The organism is Halomonas sp. YLB-10 (assembly GCF_003856855.1).
Classification (GTDB): Bacteria; Pseudomonadota; Gammaproteobacteria; order Pseudomonadales; family Halomonadaceae; genus Halomonas; species Halomonas litopenaei.
The window spans coordinates 153832-173023 of record NZ_RRCU01000007.1 but is presented as its reverse complement, the minus strand read 5'-3'; the positions used below and the strand labels follow the sequence as shown (position 1 = coordinate 173023).

The window sequence follows — 19192 nt, the reverse complement described above, 5'->3', positions numbered from 1 at the left end:
GGGGCGAGGCAGAAGGGAGATGTCGGTTCGTGCGGGTCTTGTGTGGTGTCAGCCGCGCTGGTGGGAAAGCCAGGCGCGGATACCGTAGGTCCAGGGGGGCAGCTGGTCGGAGCGTTCGACGCGATTGACCAGTGCGCCCAGGCGAGGCGTCGAGATGGTGACCACATCACCCAGGTGATGGGTAAAGCCCTGGCCGGGCCCGTCGCGGTCCTGAATCGGCGAGAACATGGTGCCGAGGAACAGCATGAAACCATCGGGGTACTGGTGGTGTGCGCCGATGGTCTGACCCACCAGGTCCAGCGGGTCGCGGCTGATCTCGCGCATGTCGCTCTGGTCTTCCAGCAGGAAGTCGTCGTCGTTGCCCTCGATGCGCAGGCTGACCATGGCCGAGCGCACGTCGTCGATTGAGAAGTGGTCATCGAACAGGCGAATGAAGGGGCCGATGGCACAGGAGGCGTTGTTATCCTTGGCCTTGCCCAGCAGCAGGGCACTGCGTCCTTCGACATCGCGCAGGTTGACGTCATTGCCCAGCGTCGCGCCGCGGGCGTTGCCTTGTGCATCCACCGCCAGCACGATCTCGGGCTCGGGGTTGTTCCAGCGCGATGACGGGTGCAGCCCCACCGCCGCGCCCTGGCCCACCGAGGACAGCGGCTGTGACTTGGTGAAGACCTCGGCGTCGGGGCCGATGCCGACCTCCATGTACTGGGACCAGGCGCCACGGGACTGAAGCTCGGCCTTGAGCGCCATGGCCTCGTCGGAGCCGGGACGGATCTTCGACAGGTCACCGCCGATCACGCGCTTGAGTTCCTCGCGCAGCTCGCCGGCGCGGGCGGCGTCGCCACCGGCCTGCTCCTCGATGACGCGTTCCAGCAGGCTGACCGCGAAGGTCACTCCACAGGCCTTGATCGCCTGGACGTCGCAGGGGGCGAGCAGGTGAGGGGCGCGCTGGGATGTCTGGCAGGAATTTTCCAGCAGGCTGTCCAGGCTACCCAGGGACTCGCCCTCGGCGTTGGCGATCAGCTCGGCGGCGTCGTCGCGTTCGAGCAGGTCGGCCATGACATTGATGGTGGCCGACAGATCGATAAGCTGGCCATCGCGAACGGTTACCAGGACGGGGCCTTGCTGGTCGTCGCGCCACACTCGGCCGACCAGCAGGGCGCGGTCGGCGTCGTCGGGCAGGATGTCGCGGGCGGTAAGGCGGGGACTCATGTTAGGGCCTCTGTCTGTTGAAAAGGGGAAGTCGATGGCTCAGCGCTGCATTCTCGGCAGGATACGCCCGGGGCTCATCAGGCCGCGGGGGTCCAGCAGGCGCTTCAGGCCACGCATGATGTCGTGCTCCGGCGCCGACAGGCTTTCGAGGAAGTAGGGCTGCTTGACGCGACCGATGCCGTGCTCGGCGCTGATGCTGCCGTCGAACTCGGCGACAATGGCAAACAGCTGCTCTTCCAGCTCATGCAGCAGACTGCGCTTGTCGTCGTCGTCCAGGTGCGCCGGCGGCAGGATATTGAAGTGCAGGTTGCCATCGCCGACGTGGCCGTAGGCGATGACCTGAGAGTCCGGTGAGGCCTCGGCGATCGCCGCCTCCGCCTGGTCATGGAAGGCGGTAAGCTGCGAGATCGGCAGCGAGACGTCGGTACGCAGGTGCTCGCCGCGGCGCTGCTGGCCTTCCAGCATGGCCTCGCGCAGCTGCCATAGCTGGGCCGCCTGGGTGTCGCTTGTGGCCAGCACACCATCCTCCAGCAGGCCGTCCTCGAGTCCTCGCTCGAATAGCGCCTCGATCATGCTGTCGAGATCGGCAGGCCCGCTGGCGGCGACTTCCATCAGCACGTACACCGGGTGGGGAGCATCCAGCGGGTCCGGCAGTGAGGGATCGGCCTCTAGGGCAAGCTCCATGCAGGCCCGCGGAATCAGCTCGAAGGCGGTCAGCAGGTCGCAGCAGCTGCGTCTTGCCTGGGCGTAGAGTTTCAGCACCGAGGCCACGTCGGGGCAGCCGATCAGCGCCGTGCGTGTCACCTGGGGACGAGGGTAGAGCTTGAGTACCGCGCCGGTGACGATGCCCAGGGTACCCTCCGCGCCGATGAACAGCTGCTTCAGGTCGTAGCCGGTGTTGTTCTTGTGCAGTGCCTTCATGTCGTCGAGCAGACGGCCGTCCGGCAGTGCCACCTCGATACCCAGTACCAGCTGGCGCATCATGCCGTAGCGCAGCACGTTAAGGCCGCCGGCGTTGGTGGCGATGTTGCCGCCGATCTGGCAGCTGCCCTGGGCGCCGAGGGCCAGCGGAAAGGTGCAATCCTCGGCCTCGGCGGCGTCCTTGATGGTCTGCAGCACGCAGCCGGCGTCGACGCTCAGGGTGAAGTTGATCGGATCGATGGAGCGAATTTTATTAAGCCGCTCCAGGCTGATGACCAGCTCCGGTGTCTGGCTGTCCGGCAGGGCGCCTTCGACCAGGCCGCTGCCGCCGCCCTGGGGGACCACCGGAATATCGTGGCGATGGCAGTAGCCGAGTACCTGCGCCACCTGCTCAGAGGTCGCCGGGCGAGCCACCGCCAACGGCAGACCGCCGCGGGCGCCGGCCCAGTCGACCCGATAGCGCTCGAGGTCGTCTGTCAGCACGCCGGTGCTGCCCAGGGTCTCTCGCAGAAAGGTCAGCAGGTCGTCGTTGGCGCTCATCGGGGGCTTCTCCGCTCGGCGGGCGGCCAGGGGCCGCCCAGGTTGTTCAAGTTCGGGGTTATCGGAACCACAGCACCACTCCCGGGAACAGCAGGAACACCACCAGCAGTGCCACCAGGGTGAAGTAGAAGGGCAGCAGGCTCTTGACCAGGCTTTCCATCCCGACCTTGCCGACGCCACAGCCGACATAGAGCACGGTGCCCACCGGCGGGGTGATCAGGCCGATACCCAGGATGAAGGACATCAGCACGCCGAAGTACACCGGGTCGATGCCAAGCTTCACTACCACCGGCGTCATCAGCGGTGCCAGGATCACCATGGCAGGGGTCAGGTCCATGAAGAAGCCCACCACCAGCAGGAAGGCCGACAGGATCAGCAGCAGCAGAAGCTTGTTCTCGGTGATGGCCGACAGGCTCACCACCAGTTGCTGGGGAATCATGTTGGCGGTCAGAAGCCAGGCCAGCACGCTGGCGAAGGCCAGCAGCAGCATGACCACACCTGTCAGTCGACCGGTGCTCACGCACAGCTCGAAGAAGCGCTTGAGCGACAGGCTGCGATAGACGAAGAAGGACACCGCGAAGGCATAGACCAGCGCGATGGCGGCGCTCTCGGTGGGGGTGAAGACCCCGGTGAGGATGCCACCGACGATGATCACCGGCAGCAACAGCGCCAGGATGGCGTCCTTGAGGGCACTGGCGAGCTCCGGGAAGGAGAAGGCCTGGCCCTTGCCGTTCTTGCGTGACTGCACGTAGGTGGTGGCCGCCAGTCCCAGGGTGATCAGGATGCCGGGCACGATGCCGGCCAGGAACAGCTGGGAGATCGAGGTGTTGGTGACCACGCCGAACAGGATCATCGGGATCGACGGCGGGATGATGATGCCGACCACCGAGGCCGCGACCACGATGGCGGTGGCCATGGGCGCGCTGTAGCGATGCTGCTTCATCGGCTCGATCATCATGCTGCCGACCGCCGAGGCGTCGGCCACGGCGGAGCCGCTGATGCCACCGAAGAACATCGAGGTCATCACCGCCACCTGACCCAGGCCACCGGCGACGAAGCCGACCATGGCGCTGGCCAGTCGGACCAGGCGGGTGGCGATGCCGCCCTCGCTCATCACCTCGCCGACCAGGATGAACAGCGGAATGGCCAGCAATGGAAAGGAGTCCAGGCCGTTGACTGCCTGGGCGACGATGGGCGACAGCGAATAGTCGGAATAGAAGAAGATGAACAGACTGATGGCGCCGAGGCCAAACGAGATCGGCATGCCAATGACGATGCAGATGGCAAGCCCGATAAGGATGCTCCACAGGATCATGGTTCGGACCTCCTGAGCAGGGCCACCAGGGCCAGGGTGTTGGCGATCAGGGTCAGCCCTGCCATCACCGGCATGGCGCTATAGAGCCAGGTCTTGGGGATGCCGAGCATGGGGGTGGCGCTGGTATAGCCGGAGATCAGCTCCTTGAAGCCGAGCAGGATGCAGATGCAGACGAGGTAGATCACCGCCACGGCGGTCAGTCCCAGCACGCGGCGCAGCCCGGCCGGGGCCAGGTCCTTGAAGTAGGTCACCGCCACGTGTTCCTTCTCGAGGCTGCCGAGCCCGGCGCCAAGCAGTACCAGCCAGATGAACAGCACCCGGGATAGCTCCTCGGCCCAGGCGTAGGACGTATTGAGCACGAAGCGACCGAAGACGTTAGCGGTCACGCAGAACACCACGCCGAGCACCAGCAATCCGACGGCGATGCGCAGCGTGGTAATCAACCACCCCAGGAGTCCCGGGGTGGAAGTGGAGGATAGGGTGGTCATGGGTCACCTCCGTGGTGACGACGACCCCGCCGCCGACAGCGGCGGGGTCGGGCTAGGGCTTACTGGGAAACAGCGCGGATATCGTCGATCAGCTCTCCGCCGATCTTCTCGCGCCACTCGTCATAGACCGGCGACAGGGTCTCCTGGAAGGTGGCCACCTGTTCCGGGGTCAGCTCGGTGATGTTCATGCCCTCGTCCATCAGCTCCTGCTTGATCTGGTCGTTGAGGGTGCGACTGACTTCACGCTGGTAGTCGCCCATCTGCTTGGCGGCGTCGGACAGCAGATCCTGATAGCCCTCGGGCAGACGGCTCCAGAAGCGCTCGGAGACCAGGGTGATAAAGGGCGTGTAGACGTGGTTGGACTCGGTGGCGTAGTCCTGCACTTCGTTGAACTTGGACGATTGAATGGTGATCCAGGGGTTCTCCTGGCCGTCGACCACGCCCTGCTCGAGGGCGGTGAACAGCTCGGCGAAGGACATCGGCGTCGGGTTGGCGCCCAGGGTCTTCCAGATATCCAGGTGGATCGGGTTCTGCATGGTCCTGACCTTGAGGCCATCCAGATCCTCGGGCGAGGCCACCGCGTTCTGGCTGTTGGTCAGCTGGCGATAGCCGTTCTCGGCCCAGCCGAGGGCCTTGAGGCCGTTGGTGCTGGCGGTTTCCAGCATGCGGTCACCGATCTCGCCGTCGAGCACCTCGTCGGCCACTTCCGGGGTGGGGAACAGGAACGGCAGGTCGAACACCGCGAATTCCGGGAACATGTTGACCAGCGGCGACGTGGACGGCGCGGTCATCTCCAGGGTGCCGGACTGCAGCGCGCTGACCGCCTGGAGGTCATCGCCAAGCTGTGCGCTGTGGAACAGCTCGACCTGGATATGGCCGTCACTGCGTGCCTCGACGATGTCCTCGAAGTACTCGAGGCCACGGTACTGGGCGCCGGACTGGGTGGTGCCGATGCTGAACTTGAGGGTGTAGTCGTTGCCGTCACCCTCGGCCACGGGGCCGTCGACCTCGGGGATCGGCGGCATCTCGCTGGCGGCCTGGGCGGTGGCAACACCACCCAGCGTCAGGCTGCCGATGGTCAGGGCGGCGATGGCCGCGCCCAGGCGGCGACGGGTGAAGGGGGCGACGGACGTTGTGATTGTTGTCATGCTTCTCTCCAATTTGCGTGGCGTGCTGGCCATTGCGTAACGCTCTGGCCCTTGCTTGGCGTGCTGGCCAGCGGCTCCGGGAAGCGTTTCATCCCGGGGCCGCTGGCCGGTGGAGCGGCTCAGGCGTCTTGCCAGGCCGCGCCTTCGGGGTAGCGATGCATCTCGAGGGACTCGGGCTTCATGGTGATGCTGTAGCCCGGCGCCTCGGGCACCAGGTAGCGACCCTGACGGATACGCACCGGGTCGACAAAGTGCTCGTGCAGGTGGTCGACGTACTCCAGCAGGCGACCTTCCAGCGAACCGGAGACGGCGATGTAGTCGAACAGGGAGATGTGTTGGGTGTATTCGCATAGGCCCACGCCACCGCCGTGGGGGCAGATCGGCACGCCGTACTTGGCCGCCAGCAGCACCACGATGATGACCTCGTTGAGCCCGCCCAGACGCGCCGCGTCGAGCTGACAGAAGTCGATGGCGCCTGCCTGCAGCAGCTGCTTGAACATCACCCGGTTGTGGCAGTGCTCGCCGGTGGCGACGCCGATGCCACCTTCCAGGCCGCCCCTGAGGCGACGACGGATCTCGGCGTGACCGAGGATGTCGTCGGGGCTGGTGGGCTCCTCGATCCAGTGAGGATTGAACTCGGCCAGACGGCGCATGTTGACGATGGTCTCGTCCACATCCCACATCTGGTTGGCGTCCATCATCAGGGTGCGTTCTTCGCCGATCTCCTCGCGCAGGATCGCCGCGCGCCGGCGATCTTCCTCGATGTCGCCACCGACCTTCTGCTTGAAGTGCTGCCAGCCCTCGGCCAGGGCTTCGCGGCACAGTCGACGCATCTTTTCCTCGGAATAGCCAAGCCAGCCTGCGGAGGTGGTATAGCCGGGGTAGCCCTCGGCCTTCATCTCGGCCTCGCGCTCGCCCTTGGTGCCGGCCTTGCGACGCAGCAGGGCGATGGCCTCCTCGGGGGTGATGGCGTCGGTAACGAAGCGGAAGTCCAGGCAGCGCACCAGCTGTTCCGGGCTCATGTCGACCAGCAGCTTCCAGATCGGCTTGCCTTCACGCTTGGCCCACAGGTCCCAGATAGCATTGACCAGGGCGGCGCTGGCCAGGTGCATCACGCCCTTTTCCGGACCCAGCCAGCGCAGCTGGCTATCGCCACTGGTCAGCTCGCGCCAGAAGGTGCCCATGTCGGCGGTGATGTCCTCGAGCTTGCGGCCCACCAGGGTGGGTGCCAGGGCGTTGACCGCGGCGACGCAGAGATCATTGCCGCGGCCGATGGTGAAACTCAGACCGTGGCCCTCGTCTTCCTGATCGGTGTGCAGGATGACGTAGGTGGCCGAGTAGTCCGGTGCCTCGTTCATGGCATCGGAGCCATCGAGCTGGCGTGAGGTGGGGAAGCGGATATCGCGGGCGTCGACCCGAGTGATGGTGGTCATGCTGGCGGCCTTGTGGTGAATATTGTTGGTTGTCCGGCGAGTGGCCAGGGAAAGCATCATGGGCGTCGATCAGCGGTTGGCTGCTTGCGGAAAGCGCCTACCTCTCTGGTTGCTCTCCCGTTCCTCTGTTGCTGCTGTCTCGTCGTTCTATTGTCAGTGAGGGCAGTCTAAACAGAGCGCTAAAAGAACGGCCAATCCAAGTTTTTGGCCATTTGATAACCTCAGGTTATCATGTGTTTTTCAATCATCGGGATGATGCGCTACATGCCCCATGACAGCGGTATTCACGCCAAGACGTGGCTACGGATCAGGCATATGGTATTGCTGGTCGCCTTGGACGAAAGTCGTAACATGCACGCGGCTGCAAGGCAGCTGAATATCAGCCAGCCGGCGGCCAGCAAGATGCTCAAGGACATCGAGGGATTTCTCGGAATACCGCTGTTTCTGCGTGAGCCCGGGCGGATGGAACCGACCGACGCCGGTGTGACGGTATTGCGCTATGCACGGCGTCTGCTCAACGACACCGATCGGCTGGTCGAAGAACTGGCTTCACTGCGCGAAGGTGGGCACGGTCGGCTGGCGCTTGGCTCGGTACCCGGTGCCGCCCCGGTGATGTTGCCAAGGGCCATGGCGGAGCTGAAGTCGCACCGGCCGCGGCTCGCCATCTCGTTGATCGAGAACTCCAGCGATCGACTGCTGGTGGATCTCGAATACAAGCTGCTCGACGCCGTCATCGGCCGCTACACCGAGCCGTCCCAGCGTCATCTGTTCGACTTTCTGCCGCTCAAGGAGGAGCCGGTGTCGGTGGTGGCGCGCCCAGATCATCCGCTGTGTCAGGGGACGCCTGAGTTGGCCGAGGTGGTGCGCTGGCCCTGGGTGCTGCACCCCATGGCGAGTCCCATGCGCGGGTTGTTCGAGGCGGCCCTGGCCGAGGCCGGCGTCGCCTCGCCGCGCAACGTCATCGAGACCACCTCCACCCAGGCCTCGCTTCAGCTGGTGGCGAGTACCGATACCCTGTCGCTGTTGCCAAGCTCGGTGGTCAAGACCACCTTCTCTCAAGGCCGTTTCGCGGTACTGCCGCTGACCATCGGTGAGCCGCTGGGCTACTACGGCGTGCTCACGCGCAAGGGCGAGCCCTGGCCTGAACTGCTGACCGAGTTTGTCGCCAGCCTGGTCGGAGAAGAGGATGCGCCCTGAGCAATATCGTGGGCAGAAAAGGTCGTGGTCGTGAAAGGATGTTTCTAGGATGTCTTGGTCAATACGATGGGCGTATCATGCCATCAATAATGGCCAAGATATTCGCCGAATAAGCGCGAGACGTCACCGATTTTGGATCGGATGTGATTGCAAAGGCAGGAGGAGGCGGTGGCGGGAGGATATCTGGATAGGTGTCTTGATAGGTGCCTTGATAAGCGACGTAATGCCGAGGTAAGCGTCTTGAAAGCCGTCGTTGAATCATGAGCCAAGGCCATTGTTACCTGCAGGTCTTTGTCAGGCGATACGGACCGAAGGGCGATGACAGAAAGACGGGGCCATAAAGACCAGGACAGATAGGCCGGGCCAGAAAGACCGGGACGGAAAGACCGGGCCAGAAAGACAAGAAAAAGAAGGCGAGACAGGAGGCGCCGATGATCGGCGCCTCCGTCCGTTCGCTTCAACCATGGCTTCAGCTACGTGTTCAGCCATGTCTTCAGCCACGTCGTCAGCCATGTCTTTAGCGATGTTTTCAACTACGTCGGTTCAAGACCCTTGGTTGAAGACGTGTGCCAGGCGGTTTACGCCTCGCGCTTGCCATCCACCAGGCGGCTGACGTTCAGCGGGTTGCCATCCTTGAGCGCCTGCGGCAGCAGGGCGTCCGGCAGGTTCTGATAGCACACCGGGCGCAGGAAGCGGTGGATGGCGGCGCTGCCCACCGAGGTGGTGCGCGAGTCAGAGGTGGCCGGATAGGGGCCACCGTGGACCATGGCGTGGCACACCTCGACCCCGGTGGGCCAGCCGTTGGCCATCACCCGTCCGGCACGCCGCTCGAGGATCGGCAGCAGGCCACGGGCCGCGTCGATGTCGCCGTCGTCCATCTGCAGGGTCGCGGTCAGCTGGCCCTCGAGCCCCTCGGCCAGTGCCTTGACCTCGTCCAGGTCAGCACACTCGACCACCAGCGAGGTCGAACCGAACACCTCGGCCTGCAGCGCCTCATCATTGAGGAAGTCGCTGGCCTTGGCCACGAACAGGCCGGCCTGGCACTGGTTGGGTCCGTCGCCCTGGGGGCCGCGCGCCACTTCACGGGCCTTGTCGCTGCCGCCCAGGGTGTTGACGCCCTGGGTGTAGGCGTCGTGGATGCCCGGCGTCAGCATGGTCTGGGCACCTGCGCCCTTGACCGCTTCGGCGGCGGCCTCGACGAAGCCATCCAGCGCCTCGCCCTTGACCGCGATCACCAGCCCCGGGTTGGTGCAGAACTGACCGGCCCCCATGGTCAGCGAGCCGACGAAGGCCTCGCCAAGCTCCTTGCCACGGGCCTTGAGCGCCTCGGGCAGCAGGAACACCGGATTGATCGAGCTCATCTCGGCGTACACCGGGATCGGCTCGGGACGCGCCTGGGCGGTCTTCATCAGGGCGGTGCCACCGCTGCGCGAGCCGGTGAAGCCCACCGCCTTGATCCGCGCGTCGCTGACCAGACCCTGGCCGACCTCGCGACCGGAACCGAACAGCAGCGAGAACACACCTTCCGGCAGTTCACAGCGGGCCACCGCCTTCTGCAGCGCGCGGCCGACCAGCTCCGAGGTGCCGGGGTGGGCGGAGTGGGCCTTGACCACCACCGGACAGCCGGCGGCCAGGGCGGAGGCGGTGTCGCCGCCGGCCACCGAGAACGCCAGCGGGAAGTTGGAAGCGCCGAACACCGCCACCGGACCCAGCGCGATATGGCGCTGGCGCAGGTCGACCCGCGGCATCGGTTCGCGGTCCGGCAGGGCCGGATCGTGCCGCACGTCGAGCCATTCGCCGGCGCGCACCACCGAGGCGAACAGGCGCAGCTGGCCGCAGGTACGGCCGCGCTCGCCCTGCAGACGTGCCTGGGGCAGGCCGGACTCCTGCATGGCGCGCTCGATCAGGGCATCACCGAGCGCCTCGATCTCATCGGCGATGGTCTCGAGAAAGGTCGCACGTGCCTCGAGGCCGGTTTCGCGGTAGCTATCGAAGGCCGCCCAGGCCAGTTCGCAGGCGCGCTCGACCTCGGCCCTGGAACCTGCCTTGTAGCCAGGCTCGAGGGTCTCACCGGTGGCCGGATTGACGGCGTGGATGGGCTCGCCCTTGGCCTCGACGGCCTGGCTGCCGATCAGCTGCTTTCCTTCCAGAGTCATGTTGGCTCCTTTTCGCTTGCGGGGATGGGGTTGTCGGTTTGCTGTCTGGTACCAGTGTCAACGCCGGCTCGACCTGCGTTCAATGCTCGTGTCGTCATTGTTCGGGACAGTCGAAGCCTGTCTCCGGTCGATTACATCGGCGTGACGCTGGTCTGTTCTTCGTCCTCGGTGGGCGGCGCCAGCGGATTGCGCAGTGGACGCCCGAAGGCCGGTAGCTCGATCTCGTAGCGCTCGCCCGGTTTGACCCTGACACCGTCGGCGAAGCTCAGGGTGGCGGTGCCGAAAAAATGGACGTGGACGTCACCGGGCCGACGGAAACCTGGGTACTTGAAGTGGTGGTGTTCCAGGTTGGCGATGCTGTGCGCCATGTTGTCCTCGCCGGTCAAGAACGGCTTCTCCCACAGGGTCTCGCCGTCTCTGGTGATACGCGAAGTACCCTCCAGATGAGAGGGTAGTTCACCGATCAGCAGTTCGGGGCCGAAACTGCAGGCGCGAAGCTTCGAGTGGGCCAGCCACAGGTAGTTGTAGCGTTCGGTGATGTGATCCGAGAATTCGTTGCCGATGGCGAAGCCCAGGCGATGGGGGCGGCCCTGATCATCGATGAGGTAGAGCCCGGCGAGTTCCGGCTCTTCGCCTGCATCCTCGGCGAAGGATGGCCAGGGCAGCGGCGCCTCGGGGGCCACCACGCAGTCACCATCCCCCTTGTAGAACCACTCGGGCTGGGCGCCCACCTGGCCTTCGGCGGGCTTGCCGCCCTCGACGCCGAGCCTGAACATGCGCATGGAATCGGTCAGCTGGGCGTCGTCGGCTTCGGACGAGTCGGCGTGCATGGCGCTGCGGGTATCGGCGCTGCCCAGATGGGTCAGGCCGGTGCCGGTGACCAGGCAGTGCGCGGGATCCGGATGGGTCAGCGGCGGCAGTAGCTGACCGCTCGCGACCAGATCGGCGTAGTCGAGGGTCTCGTCACCGAGGCTTTCCTTGAGCGTGGTCGCCAGGCCCTTGCCCTCGGCCAGCGCACGGCGTGCCAGGGTATAGGTGTCGGCGTCGGTCAGTCGCACACGGTCCGGTCCTTCGACCAGGGCGGCCCTGACGCTGCCCTGGTGGCGGCACTGGATGATGCGAAGGGTCTCGGGGGTGTCATGATGCATGGCAATATCCTTGCGTGACGTGGGCGCCTTGTCCCGGTTCACGGTTGGCCCCAGAGGCATCTTACGCCCCTGGGGTGGTGTATGGTCAACATACAAAGGTATGGGTTGACGTTATGGAAAGGTGGCTTTGCTGGCGTCTAGCCTGGCGCCTGGTCCCGGAGAGGGGCCGATCCGCGTCATTGCACCAGCCACATGGCCATCTCGGGCCACACCAGCAGCGCCGCGAGTACACATAGCTGCAGGGCGATAAAGGGCAGCACCGAGACGAAGATGTCCTTGAGGCTGATCTCCGGTGGCGCCACGCCCTTCAGGTAAAAGGCCGCGGGTCCGAACGGCGGCGACAGGAAGGACACCTGCATGTTCACCGCGAACAGGATGCCGAACCAGATCGGGCTGTAGCCCAGCTGCACGATGATCGGCACGAAGATCGGCAGGGTCAGCATGGCCACCCCGATCCAGTCGAGGAACATGCCGAGCACGATCAGGATCGCCATCATCACCAGGATGATCACGATGGGCGAGACGTCCAGATCCATGATCATGCCGGAGATGAAGCGGTTGCCGCCCATCAGGTTGTAGACCCCGACCAGGGCGGCGGCGCCGATGCCGATCCAGATGATCATGCCGCAGGTCACCAGGGTCTGGGACAGGCTCTGGTGCATCATCGAGAACGAGAACTCGCCCCGGGCCAGCACCGCCAGCAGCACGCCGAACACGCCCATGGCCGCCGCCTCGGTGACCGAGGCCACGCCGCCGTAGATCGAGCCCAGCACCATGAAGGCGATCAGCGCCGGCACGATGATCGAGCGCAGCGCGGCACCCCTGGATGCGAAGCCGGCGTTGCGGTCCTCCTCGCTCATCGGCGGGCCCATGGCGGGGTTGCGCAGGCAGCGCACCAGCACATAACCGATGTAGGACAGCATCAGGATCACCGCCGGGGTGATCGCCGCGGTAAACAGGTCGGCGATGGAGACGCTGGCGATCAGGCCGTAGATGATCAGCACGATGGACGGCGGCATCATGGTACCGAGCGCCCCGCCGGCGCAGACCACGCCGATCGACAGGTGCTTGTCGTAGCCGAGGCGGAGCATCTGCGGCAGCGCCAGGATGCCGAGCAGCACGATCTCGCCGCCGATGATGCCGGACAGCGCGGCCAGGAAGAACGCCACCACCACGGTCTGCACGGCGACACCCCCGGGCAGTCGCCCGGCGAACACCCGCATGGCGTTGAACAGATCCTTGGCGATGCCCGATCGGTCGAGCAGCGAGGCCATCAGCACGAACATCGGCACCGCCACCAGCGAGTACTCGGTGACGAAGCCGTAGACCCGGCTGGTCACCAGCGGCAGGGCGTTGGGGCCGAACCAGCCGAAGGTAAAGGCCAGCGCCACCAGGCCGGTAATAAAGGCCAGCGGCAGGCCGGTGACCAGCAGCGCGAAGATGGCGCCGACCAGCAGCAGGGTTCCGTCTGCGATGCTCATCAGTCAGCGCCTCCTTCGGGTGCATCGGGGGCGGGCTTGCCCTTGATCGACTGGATCAGGTGAATCAGCGCCTGGACGCACATGATCGCCACCGCGGCGAGGATCATGCCCTTGACCAGGGCGGGGAACGGCGGGTTCCAGGAGGTGCCGGAGCGCTCCAGTTGCCACTCGCCGAGGGGGTTGTGGGAGGCGCCATAGAACATCACCCAGGCGGCGTAGGTCATGCCCAGGCAGAAGCCGAAGGTGACCAGGTCATTGAAGCGGTCGAGCCACAGCCGGAACCTCGGGCCCACGGCGTCGTAGAGCACCTTGACCCGGATATGGCGGTTGGAGGCCAGCGCGGCGGGGCCGCCGAGACAGAAGCTGACCGCCACCAGCATGACCACGCTCTCGTGGACCCAGGAGGTGGGCGCGCCGAAGCCGTAGCGCATGATCACCTCATAGACGCTGATGGCCATGGCGATGAACACCAGCCAGGCGGCGAACTGGGCCACCCGGACCACGCCACGATCGAAACGACTGCGCACCACATCGGGGGCACGCTCGGGCGTCCTGTCCGCCAACGGGTCGGGGTTCGGGCCGCGAGAAGGCTCGTGCGAAGGATCGGGCGGCCGCCCGGCGCCGTCATGTGGCGATCCGGCGGGGGTGTTGTGGGAGGAGGGAGGCGTCATGGTTGCTCCAGGCCGCTGGCGGCGTTGGTCAACAGGTTGAAGGTCACGACCACGGGTGCGGTCAGCAAGTCGTCACGGATCTGCCCCCCGGTGTCAGCAGGCTGGACCGGGGGGCAGGGGCCCTCTCGGGGGGCAGGACGGCTGGCGAGGCTTACAGTTGGCCGCGGGCGGTCAGGAAGCCGGTGGCGGCGTCGTAGACCTTCTGGGTCATCTCGTTCTTGCCGGCCCACTCCTGCCATTCCTGTTCAGCCGCCTGACGGAAGGCCTTGCGTTCTTCGTCGGGCAGGTCGAACGGGTGAACCTCCGGGTCCGCCTGGAGACGGGCAAGCGCTTCGATGTCCTGGGCCTTGAGTCGGGCGATCAGGTCGTAGGCCATGGCGTCGAAGGCGGTCTCGAGGGTGGTCTGAAGGTCTTCGGGCAGGCCGTCCCAGATATCCTTGTTCACCGATACCGCGATCATCGGCATGGAGTGGAAGCCCGGGTACAGCGGGTAGGGCGCAAAGGCATGGAGGCCCTGGGCGTCGTTGTTCGACAGCACCGTGGAGTCGGCGGCGTCGATCACGCCCTTCTCAAGGCCGGTGTAGACCTCGGAGCCCGGCAGGTTGACCGGCGTGGCGCCTATGCGCTCGAAGATGTTGTAGACCATGCCCTGGGGCGCACGAATCTTTAGTCCCTCGAAGTCTTCCAGCGACTCGATGGCCACCGTGGACGGGATCGACTCCAGCGGGAAGGTCGCCGCCGCCACCAGATGGGCGCCGTAGGGCTCCACCAGCTCGTTGTAGAGATCCTCGCCGCCGGCGTTGTTCATGAACTCGAGGAAGTCGTAGGGGTCGTTCCAGGCGCCCACCAGATTGCCGAGCATGCCGAAGGCCGGGTTCTGGCCGGAGAAGTAGCTGGGGTCGGTCATATGGCCCTGCAGGATGCCGGAACTCACCGCCTGCAGGGTTTCGGTGGGACCTACCACCGAGTTGATCGGCAACACCTCGATGGCCACACGGCCATCGGTCATGGTCTCGATGCGCTCGGCCCACTCCTGCTTGATCTTGAAGCTCGGCTCGCCGGCGGTCTCGGAGGCCTGGAAGGTCCACTCGTATTCAGCGGCCTGGGCACTGGCGGCAGCAGTGATGGCGATGGATGCCGCACCGATGGAGGCGGCAAGACGGGAAAGCCTGGGGATAGCTCGCATGGTCGATCTCCCTGATGAGAGCGTGATCGTTATTGGTGTGGCGGCAAGTCTTGACCGAGTTGCGAGTATGTTCAACATATACTTTCGTATGTGTGTACTTTGTGGCGCCCGCGACGTAGGCTTGCCCAGGACCCGACGAGCGGGTCGGTATTCGCCATGACGTCAAAGGCCAGCGATTGGCCCGAGACAGCAGGCAGACCGGTTGCCGCTCACCCCGTGACAGAGTTGAAGGAGCCAGGCAATGGCCGATAGTGATCAGGATTCCCCAAGCGTGGGTGTCGAGGCAGCAAGCGACGAAGCGGCGACCGAAGTGCCCCAGAAGGCACGCTTTCGTAGCGCCGAGTGGTTCGGCAGTGCGGACAAGAACGGCTTCATGTACCGCAGCTGGATGAAGAATCAGGGGATTCCTGACCACGAATTCGATGGCCGCCCGATCATCGGTATCTGCAACACCTTCTCCGAGCTCACACCGTGCAACGCCCACTTCCGCAAGCTGGCCGAGCACGTCAAGAAGGGGGTGCTGGAGGCGGGCGGCTACCCGGTGGAGTTCCCGGTGTTCTCCAACGGCGAATCCAATCTGCGTCCCACCGCCATGTTCACCCGCAACCTGGCGAGCATGGACGTGGAGGAGGCCATTCGCGGCAATCCGCTGGACGGCGTGGTGTTGCTGACCGGCTGCGACAAGACCACTCCGGCGCTGTTGATGGGGGCGGCCAGCTGCGACATCCCGGCCATCGTGGTCACCGGCGGGCCGATGCTCAACGGCAAGCACAAGGGCCGGGATATCGGCTCCGGCACCGTGGTCTGGCAGCTGTCCGAGGAGGTCAAGGCAGGCAAGATATCGATCCACGACTTCATGGCCGCAGAGGCCGGCATGTCACGCTCCGCCGGCACCTGCAACACCATGGGCACGGCCTCCACCATGGCCTGCATGGCGGAATCGCTGGGGGTGTCGCTGCCCCACAATGCGGCGATTCCTGCGGTGGACTCGCGCCGCTATGTGCTGGCGCACCTGTCGGGCAATCGCATCGTCGACATGGTCAAGGAGGACCTGCGGTTGTCTCGGGTGCTGACCCGGGAGGCCTTCGAGAACGCCATTCGCACCAACGCCGCCATCGGTGGCTCGACCAATGCGGTGATCCACCTCAAGGCGATCGCCGGACGCATGGGCGTCGAGCTCGAGCTCGATGACTGGAACCGGGTAGGGCGTGGCACCCCGACCATCGTCGACCTGCAGCCGTCGGGGCGCTTTCTGATGGAGGAGTTCTACTACGCCGGCGGGCTTCCGGCGGTGCTGCGGCGCCTCGGTGAGGCAGACCGCCTGCCCCACAAGGAGGCGCTGACGGTCAACGGCCAGACCCTGTGGGACAACGTCAAGGATGCGCCGCTCTACAACGATCAGGTGATTCGTGAGCTGGACAACCCGCTGGTGGACGACGGTGGCATGTGCGTGCTGCGCGGCAACCTGGCGCCCAAGGGAGCGGTGCTCAAGCCCTCGGCGGCGAGCCCCGAGCTGATGCGTCACCGTGGTCGCGCGGTGGTGTTCGAGAACTTCGACGACTACAAGGCACGGATCAATGACCCGGATCTGGAGGTCGACGCCGACAGCGTACTGGTGATGAAGCACTGCGGTCCCAAGGGCTACCACGGCATGGCCGAGGTGGGCAACATGGGCCTGCCGGCGAAGCTCCTGGCCCAGGGCGTGACCGACATGGTGCGGATCTCGGACGCTCGCATGAGCGGTACCGCCTATGGCACCGTGGTCCTGCATGTGGCGCCGGAGGCGGCGGCCGGCGGTCCCCTGGCGGCGGTAGAGAACGGCGACTGGATCGAGCTGGATGCCTACGACGGGCGCCTGCATCTGGACGTCGACGAGGCCGAGCTCGAGCGGCGCCTGGCCGCCAGCGATCCCACCGAGGCGTCGCGCCGTATCGCCTCCAGCGGTGGCTACCGTCAGCTCTACATCGAGCACGTGCTGCAGGCCGATGAAGGCTGCGACTTCGACTTTCTGGTGGGCTGTCGTGGCGCGGACGTTCCGCGACACTCCCACTGAGCGCTCCCGACCTTCGCACCCAATGGCAGACCGTTGCCGCTCGCATGCCGGCGGCAACCGCAGGAGAACACCATGACCCAGCGCCCCCGCCTTACTCCCGACCAGCTGCGTTCCCGCTGGTGGTTCGACAATGCCGACCACCCGGGCACCACTGCGCTGTGCATCGAGCGTTACCTCAACTACGGGGTGACCCTCGATGAGCTGACCTCGGGCAAGCCGATCATCGGCATCGCTCAGTCCGGTTCCGACCTGACCCCCTGCAATCGTCACCACATCGAGCTGGTCAAGCGGGTCAAGGATGGCATTCGCGCAGCCGGCGGGGTGCCCTTCGAGTTCCCCCTGCATCCGATCCACGAGAACGTGCGCCGGCCCACGGCGGCGCTGGACCGCAACCTGGCCTACCTGGGCCTGGTGGAGGTGCTGCACGGCTACCCGCTGGACGGCGTGGTGCTGACCACCGGCTGTGACAAGACCACCCCGGCCTGTTTGATGGCGGCGGCGACGGTCAACATTCCGGCCATCGTGCTGTCCGGTGGCCCCATGCTCAATGGCTGGCGGGGCAACGAGCGGGTCGGCTCCGGCACCATCATCTGGGAGCTGAGAAAGCGCCTGGCCGCCGGCGACATCGACTACGCCGAGTTTCTTGCCCGGGCCAGCGACTCGGCGCCTTCGGTGGGCCACTGCAACACCATGGGTACCGCCTCCACCATGAACTCCATGGCCGAGGCGCTGGGCATGAGCCTGCCGGGGTCGGCGATGATTCCCGGGCCCTACAAGGAACGCGCGATGGTCGCCTACGACACCGGCCAGCGCGCGGTCGAGATGGTATGGCAGGACCTGCGCCCGCTCGACATCCTGACGCGCGAGGCGTTCGAGAACGCGGTGGTGGTGTGTTCGGCGCTGGGGGGATCGTCCAATGCGCCGATCCACGTCAACGCCATCGCCCGCCATGCAGGCGTTGCGCTCGACAACGACGACTGGCAGCGACTGGGCCACCGGATTCCGTTGCTGGCCAACGTGATGCCGGCGGGTGCCTACCTGGGTGAGGAGTTCCATCGTGCCGGCGGGGTGCCGGCGGTACAGCACGAGCTGCTCGAGCGCGGTCTGCTGCACGGCGACGTCACCGGCGTCGACGGCCGCCGCCTGGCCGACAGCATCGCGGGCCGCGAGACCCTGGACGAGGAGGTCATCCGACGCTTCGACAATCCGCTGGTCGAACACGCCGGCTTCCTGAACCTCAAGGGCAACCTGTTCGACTCGGCGCTGATGAAGACCAGCGTGATTTCGCCGGACTTTCGTCGGCGGTTTCTCGAGAACCCGGACGACCCGGAGGCCTTCGAGGGTCGGGTGGTGGTGTTCGACGGCTCCGAGGACTACCACGCCCGCATCGACGATCCCGAACTCGGCATCGACGCCAGCACCATCCTGATCATGCGTGGGGCGGGGCCGGTGGGCCATCCTGGCGGCGCCGAGGTGGTCAACATGCAACCGCCGGAGGCGCTGATTCGCCAGGGGATCGAGTCGCTGCCGTGTCTGGGTGACGGACGCCAGTCGGGGACCTCGGGGTCGCCCTCGATCCTCAACGCCTCGCCGGAAGCCGCCACCGGCGGGCCGCTGGCGCTGGTCCAGACCGGCGATCGACTACGCGTGGATCTGGGACGCTGCGAGGTCCGCCTGCTGGTGGACGATGACGAAATCACCCAGCGTCGACAGCGTCTCGACGCCCAGGGCGGCTATCCCTATCCGGCCCACCAGACGCCGTGGCAGGAGATCCAGCGCACCCTGATCGAACCACTGGATCGCGGCATGACCCTGCGCGGCGCCGACGCCTACCGTGACGTGGCGCGCCAGAGTCCGCCCAGGGACAATCACTGAACGACGCACGTCAACCCGTGCTGATACCCCCAGCCAGCCCGCCCCCGTCGTTGACGGGGGCGGGCTGTTTTGTCGGTGGGTGCCCGGGCAAGTTGACGGGCAGGGTGTCGGATCAGGTTCGTTCGTCATGCCGGCGCAAGGCTCGCCTGACCCAGCGCTCCAGGGTCGAGATCAAGCCCAGCGGCGGAGAGCATGGCAGCACGATCTCGGGTAGCCGAGTCGAACGTCTGCGTCTGCGATCATGCTGGTGCAGGGGAGGATCAAAAGGGCGCATGGTCTACCTCCAGAGTGTGGTTCAACCACCGTCTGCACGGGGTGGCCAGTTCGCAACGTTGGCGCGCGGGCAGGCGGTGAGACGTCGTCGCTGTTCG

The 19192-nt window shown here is 65.6% G+C and carries 14 protein-coding genes; 3 read left to right on the top strand and 11 right to left on the bottom strand.

Annotation, left to right across the window (positions count from 1 at the left end; genetic code table 11):
* Positions 1-48: 48 nt before the first annotated feature.
* The 6 genes from EBB56_RS16330 to EBB56_RS16305 all read right to left on the bottom strand — a co-directional run bounded on the left by EBB56_RS16330 (position 49) and on the right by EBB56_RS16305 (position 7054).
* Positions 49-1209 (bottom strand): fumarylacetoacetate hydrolase family protein, encoded by a 1161-nt coding sequence (locus tag EBB56_RS16330; protein ID WP_124804838.1) that lies wholly within the window; start codon positions 1207-1209, stop codon positions 49-51.
* Positions 1210-1248: 39 nt separating this feature from the next.
* Positions 1249-2670, bottom strand: coding sequence for an FAD-binding oxidoreductase (locus tag EBB56_RS16325; RefSeq protein ID WP_124804837.1), 1422 nt, complete (start codon positions 2668-2670; stop codon positions 1249-1251).
* Between the two features lie 58 nt (positions 2671-2728).
* Positions 2729-3985 (bottom strand): TRAP transporter large permease, encoded by a 1257-nt coding sequence (locus EBB56_RS16320; protein WP_124804836.1) that lies wholly within the window; start codon positions 3983-3985, stop codon positions 2729-2731.
* Positions 3982-4473, bottom strand: coding sequence for a TRAP transporter small permease (locus tag EBB56_RS16315; protein ID WP_045995049.1), 492 nt, complete (start codon positions 4471-4473; stop codon positions 3982-3984). Before EBB56_RS16315 ends, EBB56_RS16320 begins: the two co-directional genes overlap by 4 nt.
* Before the next feature lie 59 nt (positions 4474-4532).
* Positions 4533-5621: a TRAP transporter substrate-binding protein gene (locus tag EBB56_RS16310; RefSeq protein WP_124804835.1), complete on the bottom strand. Its 1089-nt coding sequence runs from the start codon at positions 5619-5621 to the stop codon at positions 4533-4535.
* Between the two features lie 119 nt (positions 5622-5740).
* Positions 5741-7054 carry an L-fuconate dehydratase gene (locus tag EBB56_RS16305; RefSeq protein WP_124804894.1) on the bottom strand — a complete coding sequence of 438 codons (1314 nt, stop codon included), beginning with the start codon at positions 7052-7054 and terminating at the stop codon, positions 5741-5743.
* Positions 7055-7285: 231 nt separating this feature from the next.
* Here EBB56_RS16305 and EBB56_RS16300 point away from each other — a divergent pair, with 231 nt between their 5' ends.
* Positions 7286-8251: a LysR family transcriptional regulator gene (locus tag EBB56_RS16300; protein ID WP_083970676.1), complete on the top strand. Its 966-nt coding sequence runs from the start codon at positions 7286-7288 to the stop codon at positions 8249-8251.
* 578 nt (positions 8252-8829) lie between these two features.
* On the opposite strand, the gene EBB56_RS16295 is transcribed toward EBB56_RS16300, so the two are convergent.
* The 5 genes from EBB56_RS16295 to EBB56_RS16275 form a co-directional block, all read right to left on the bottom strand.
* A complete protein-coding gene (locus EBB56_RS16295; RefSeq protein WP_124804834.1) occupies positions 8830-10407 on the bottom strand; it encodes an aldehyde dehydrogenase (NADP(+)) in 1578 nt (525 codons plus the stop codon).
* Positions 10408-10538: 131 nt separating this feature from the next.
* Positions 10539-11555 (bottom strand): AraD1 family protein, encoded by a 1017-nt coding sequence (gene araD1, locus EBB56_RS16290; RefSeq protein ID WP_124804833.1) that lies wholly within the window; start codon positions 11553-11555, stop codon positions 10539-10541.
* 176 nt (positions 11556-11731) lie between these two features.
* Positions 11732-13036 carry a TRAP transporter large permease subunit gene (locus EBB56_RS16285; RefSeq protein WP_124804832.1) on the bottom strand — a complete coding sequence of 435 codons (1305 nt, stop codon included), beginning with the start codon at positions 13034-13036 and terminating at the stop codon, positions 11732-11734.
* Positions 13036-13707, bottom strand: a complete 672-nt coding sequence (locus EBB56_RS16280) for a TRAP transporter small permease subunit (RefSeq protein WP_124804831.1) — start codon at positions 13705-13707, stop codon at positions 13036-13038. The genes EBB56_RS16285 and EBB56_RS16280 overlap by 1 nt, the downstream gene beginning before the upstream one ends.
* Positions 13708-13858: 151 nt before the next feature.
* A complete protein-coding gene (locus EBB56_RS16275; protein ID WP_108133327.1) occupies positions 13859-14893 on the bottom strand; it encodes a TRAP transporter substrate-binding protein in 1035 nt (344 codons plus the stop codon).
* A gap of 241 nt (positions 14894-15134) precedes the next feature.
* Between EBB56_RS16275 and EBB56_RS16270 the strand changes: the two genes are divergently transcribed.
* Positions 15135-16946 (top strand): IlvD/Edd family dehydratase, encoded by a 1812-nt coding sequence (locus EBB56_RS16270; RefSeq protein ID WP_239452616.1) that lies wholly within the window; start codon positions 15135-15137, stop codon positions 16944-16946.
* A gap of 72 nt (positions 16947-17018) precedes the next feature.
* Entirely contained in the window at positions 17019-18821 is a 1803-nt protein-coding gene (locus EBB56_RS16265; protein ID WP_124804830.1) for an IlvD/Edd family dehydratase, read from the top strand.
* Positions 18822-19192: the final 371 nt, after the last annotated feature.

Coding starts and splice junctions, on each gene's coding strand:
- EBB56_RS16330 (WP_124804838.1), bottom strand. CDS start 1,209: ATGAGTCCCCGCCTTACCGCCCGCGACATCCTGCCCGACGACGCCGAC.
- EBB56_RS16325 (WP_124804837.1), bottom strand. CDS start 2,670: ATGAGCGCCAACGACGACCTGCTGACCTTTCTGCGAGAGACCCTGGGC.
- EBB56_RS16320 (WP_124804836.1), bottom strand. CDS start 3,985: ATGATCCTGTGGAGCATCCTTATCGGGCTTGCCATCTGCATCGTCATT.
- EBB56_RS16315 (WP_045995049.1), bottom strand. CDS start 4,473: ATGACCACCCTATCCTCCACTTCCACCCCGGGACTCCTGGGGTGGTTG.
- EBB56_RS16310 (WP_124804835.1), bottom strand. CDS start 5,621: ATGACAACAATCACAACGTCCGTCGCCCCCTTCACCCGTCGCCGCCTG.
- EBB56_RS16305 (WP_124804894.1), bottom strand. CDS start 7,054: ATGACCACCATCACTCGGGTCGACGCCCGCGATATCCGCTTCCCCACC.
- EBB56_RS16300 (WP_083970676.1), top strand. CDS start 7,286: ATGTGTTTTTCAATCATCGGGATGATGCGCTACATGCCCCATGACAGC.
- EBB56_RS16295 (WP_124804834.1), bottom strand. CDS start 10,407: ATGACTCTGGAAGGAAAGCAGCTGATCGGCAGCCAGGCCGTCGAGGCC.
- araD1 (WP_124804833.1), bottom strand. CDS start 11,555: ATGCATCATGACACCCCCGAGACCCTTCGCATCATCCAGTGCCGCCAC.
- EBB56_RS16285 (WP_124804832.1), bottom strand. CDS start 13,036: ATGAGCATCGCAGACGGAACCCTGCTGCTGGTCGGCGCCATCTTCGCG.
- EBB56_RS16280 (WP_124804831.1), bottom strand. CDS start 13,707: ATGACGCCTCCCTCCTCCCACAACACCCCCGCCGGATCGCCACATGAC.
- EBB56_RS16275 (WP_108133327.1), bottom strand. CDS start 14,893: ATGCGAGCTATCCCCAGGCTTTCCCGTCTTGCCGCCTCCATCGGTGCG.
- EBB56_RS16270 (WP_239452616.1), top strand. CDS start 15,135: ATGGCCGATAGTGATCAGGATTCCCCAAGCGTGGGTGTCGAGGCAGCA.
- EBB56_RS16265 (WP_124804830.1), top strand. CDS start 17,019: ATGACCCAGCGCCCCCGCCTTACTCCCGACCAGCTGCGTTCCCGCTGG.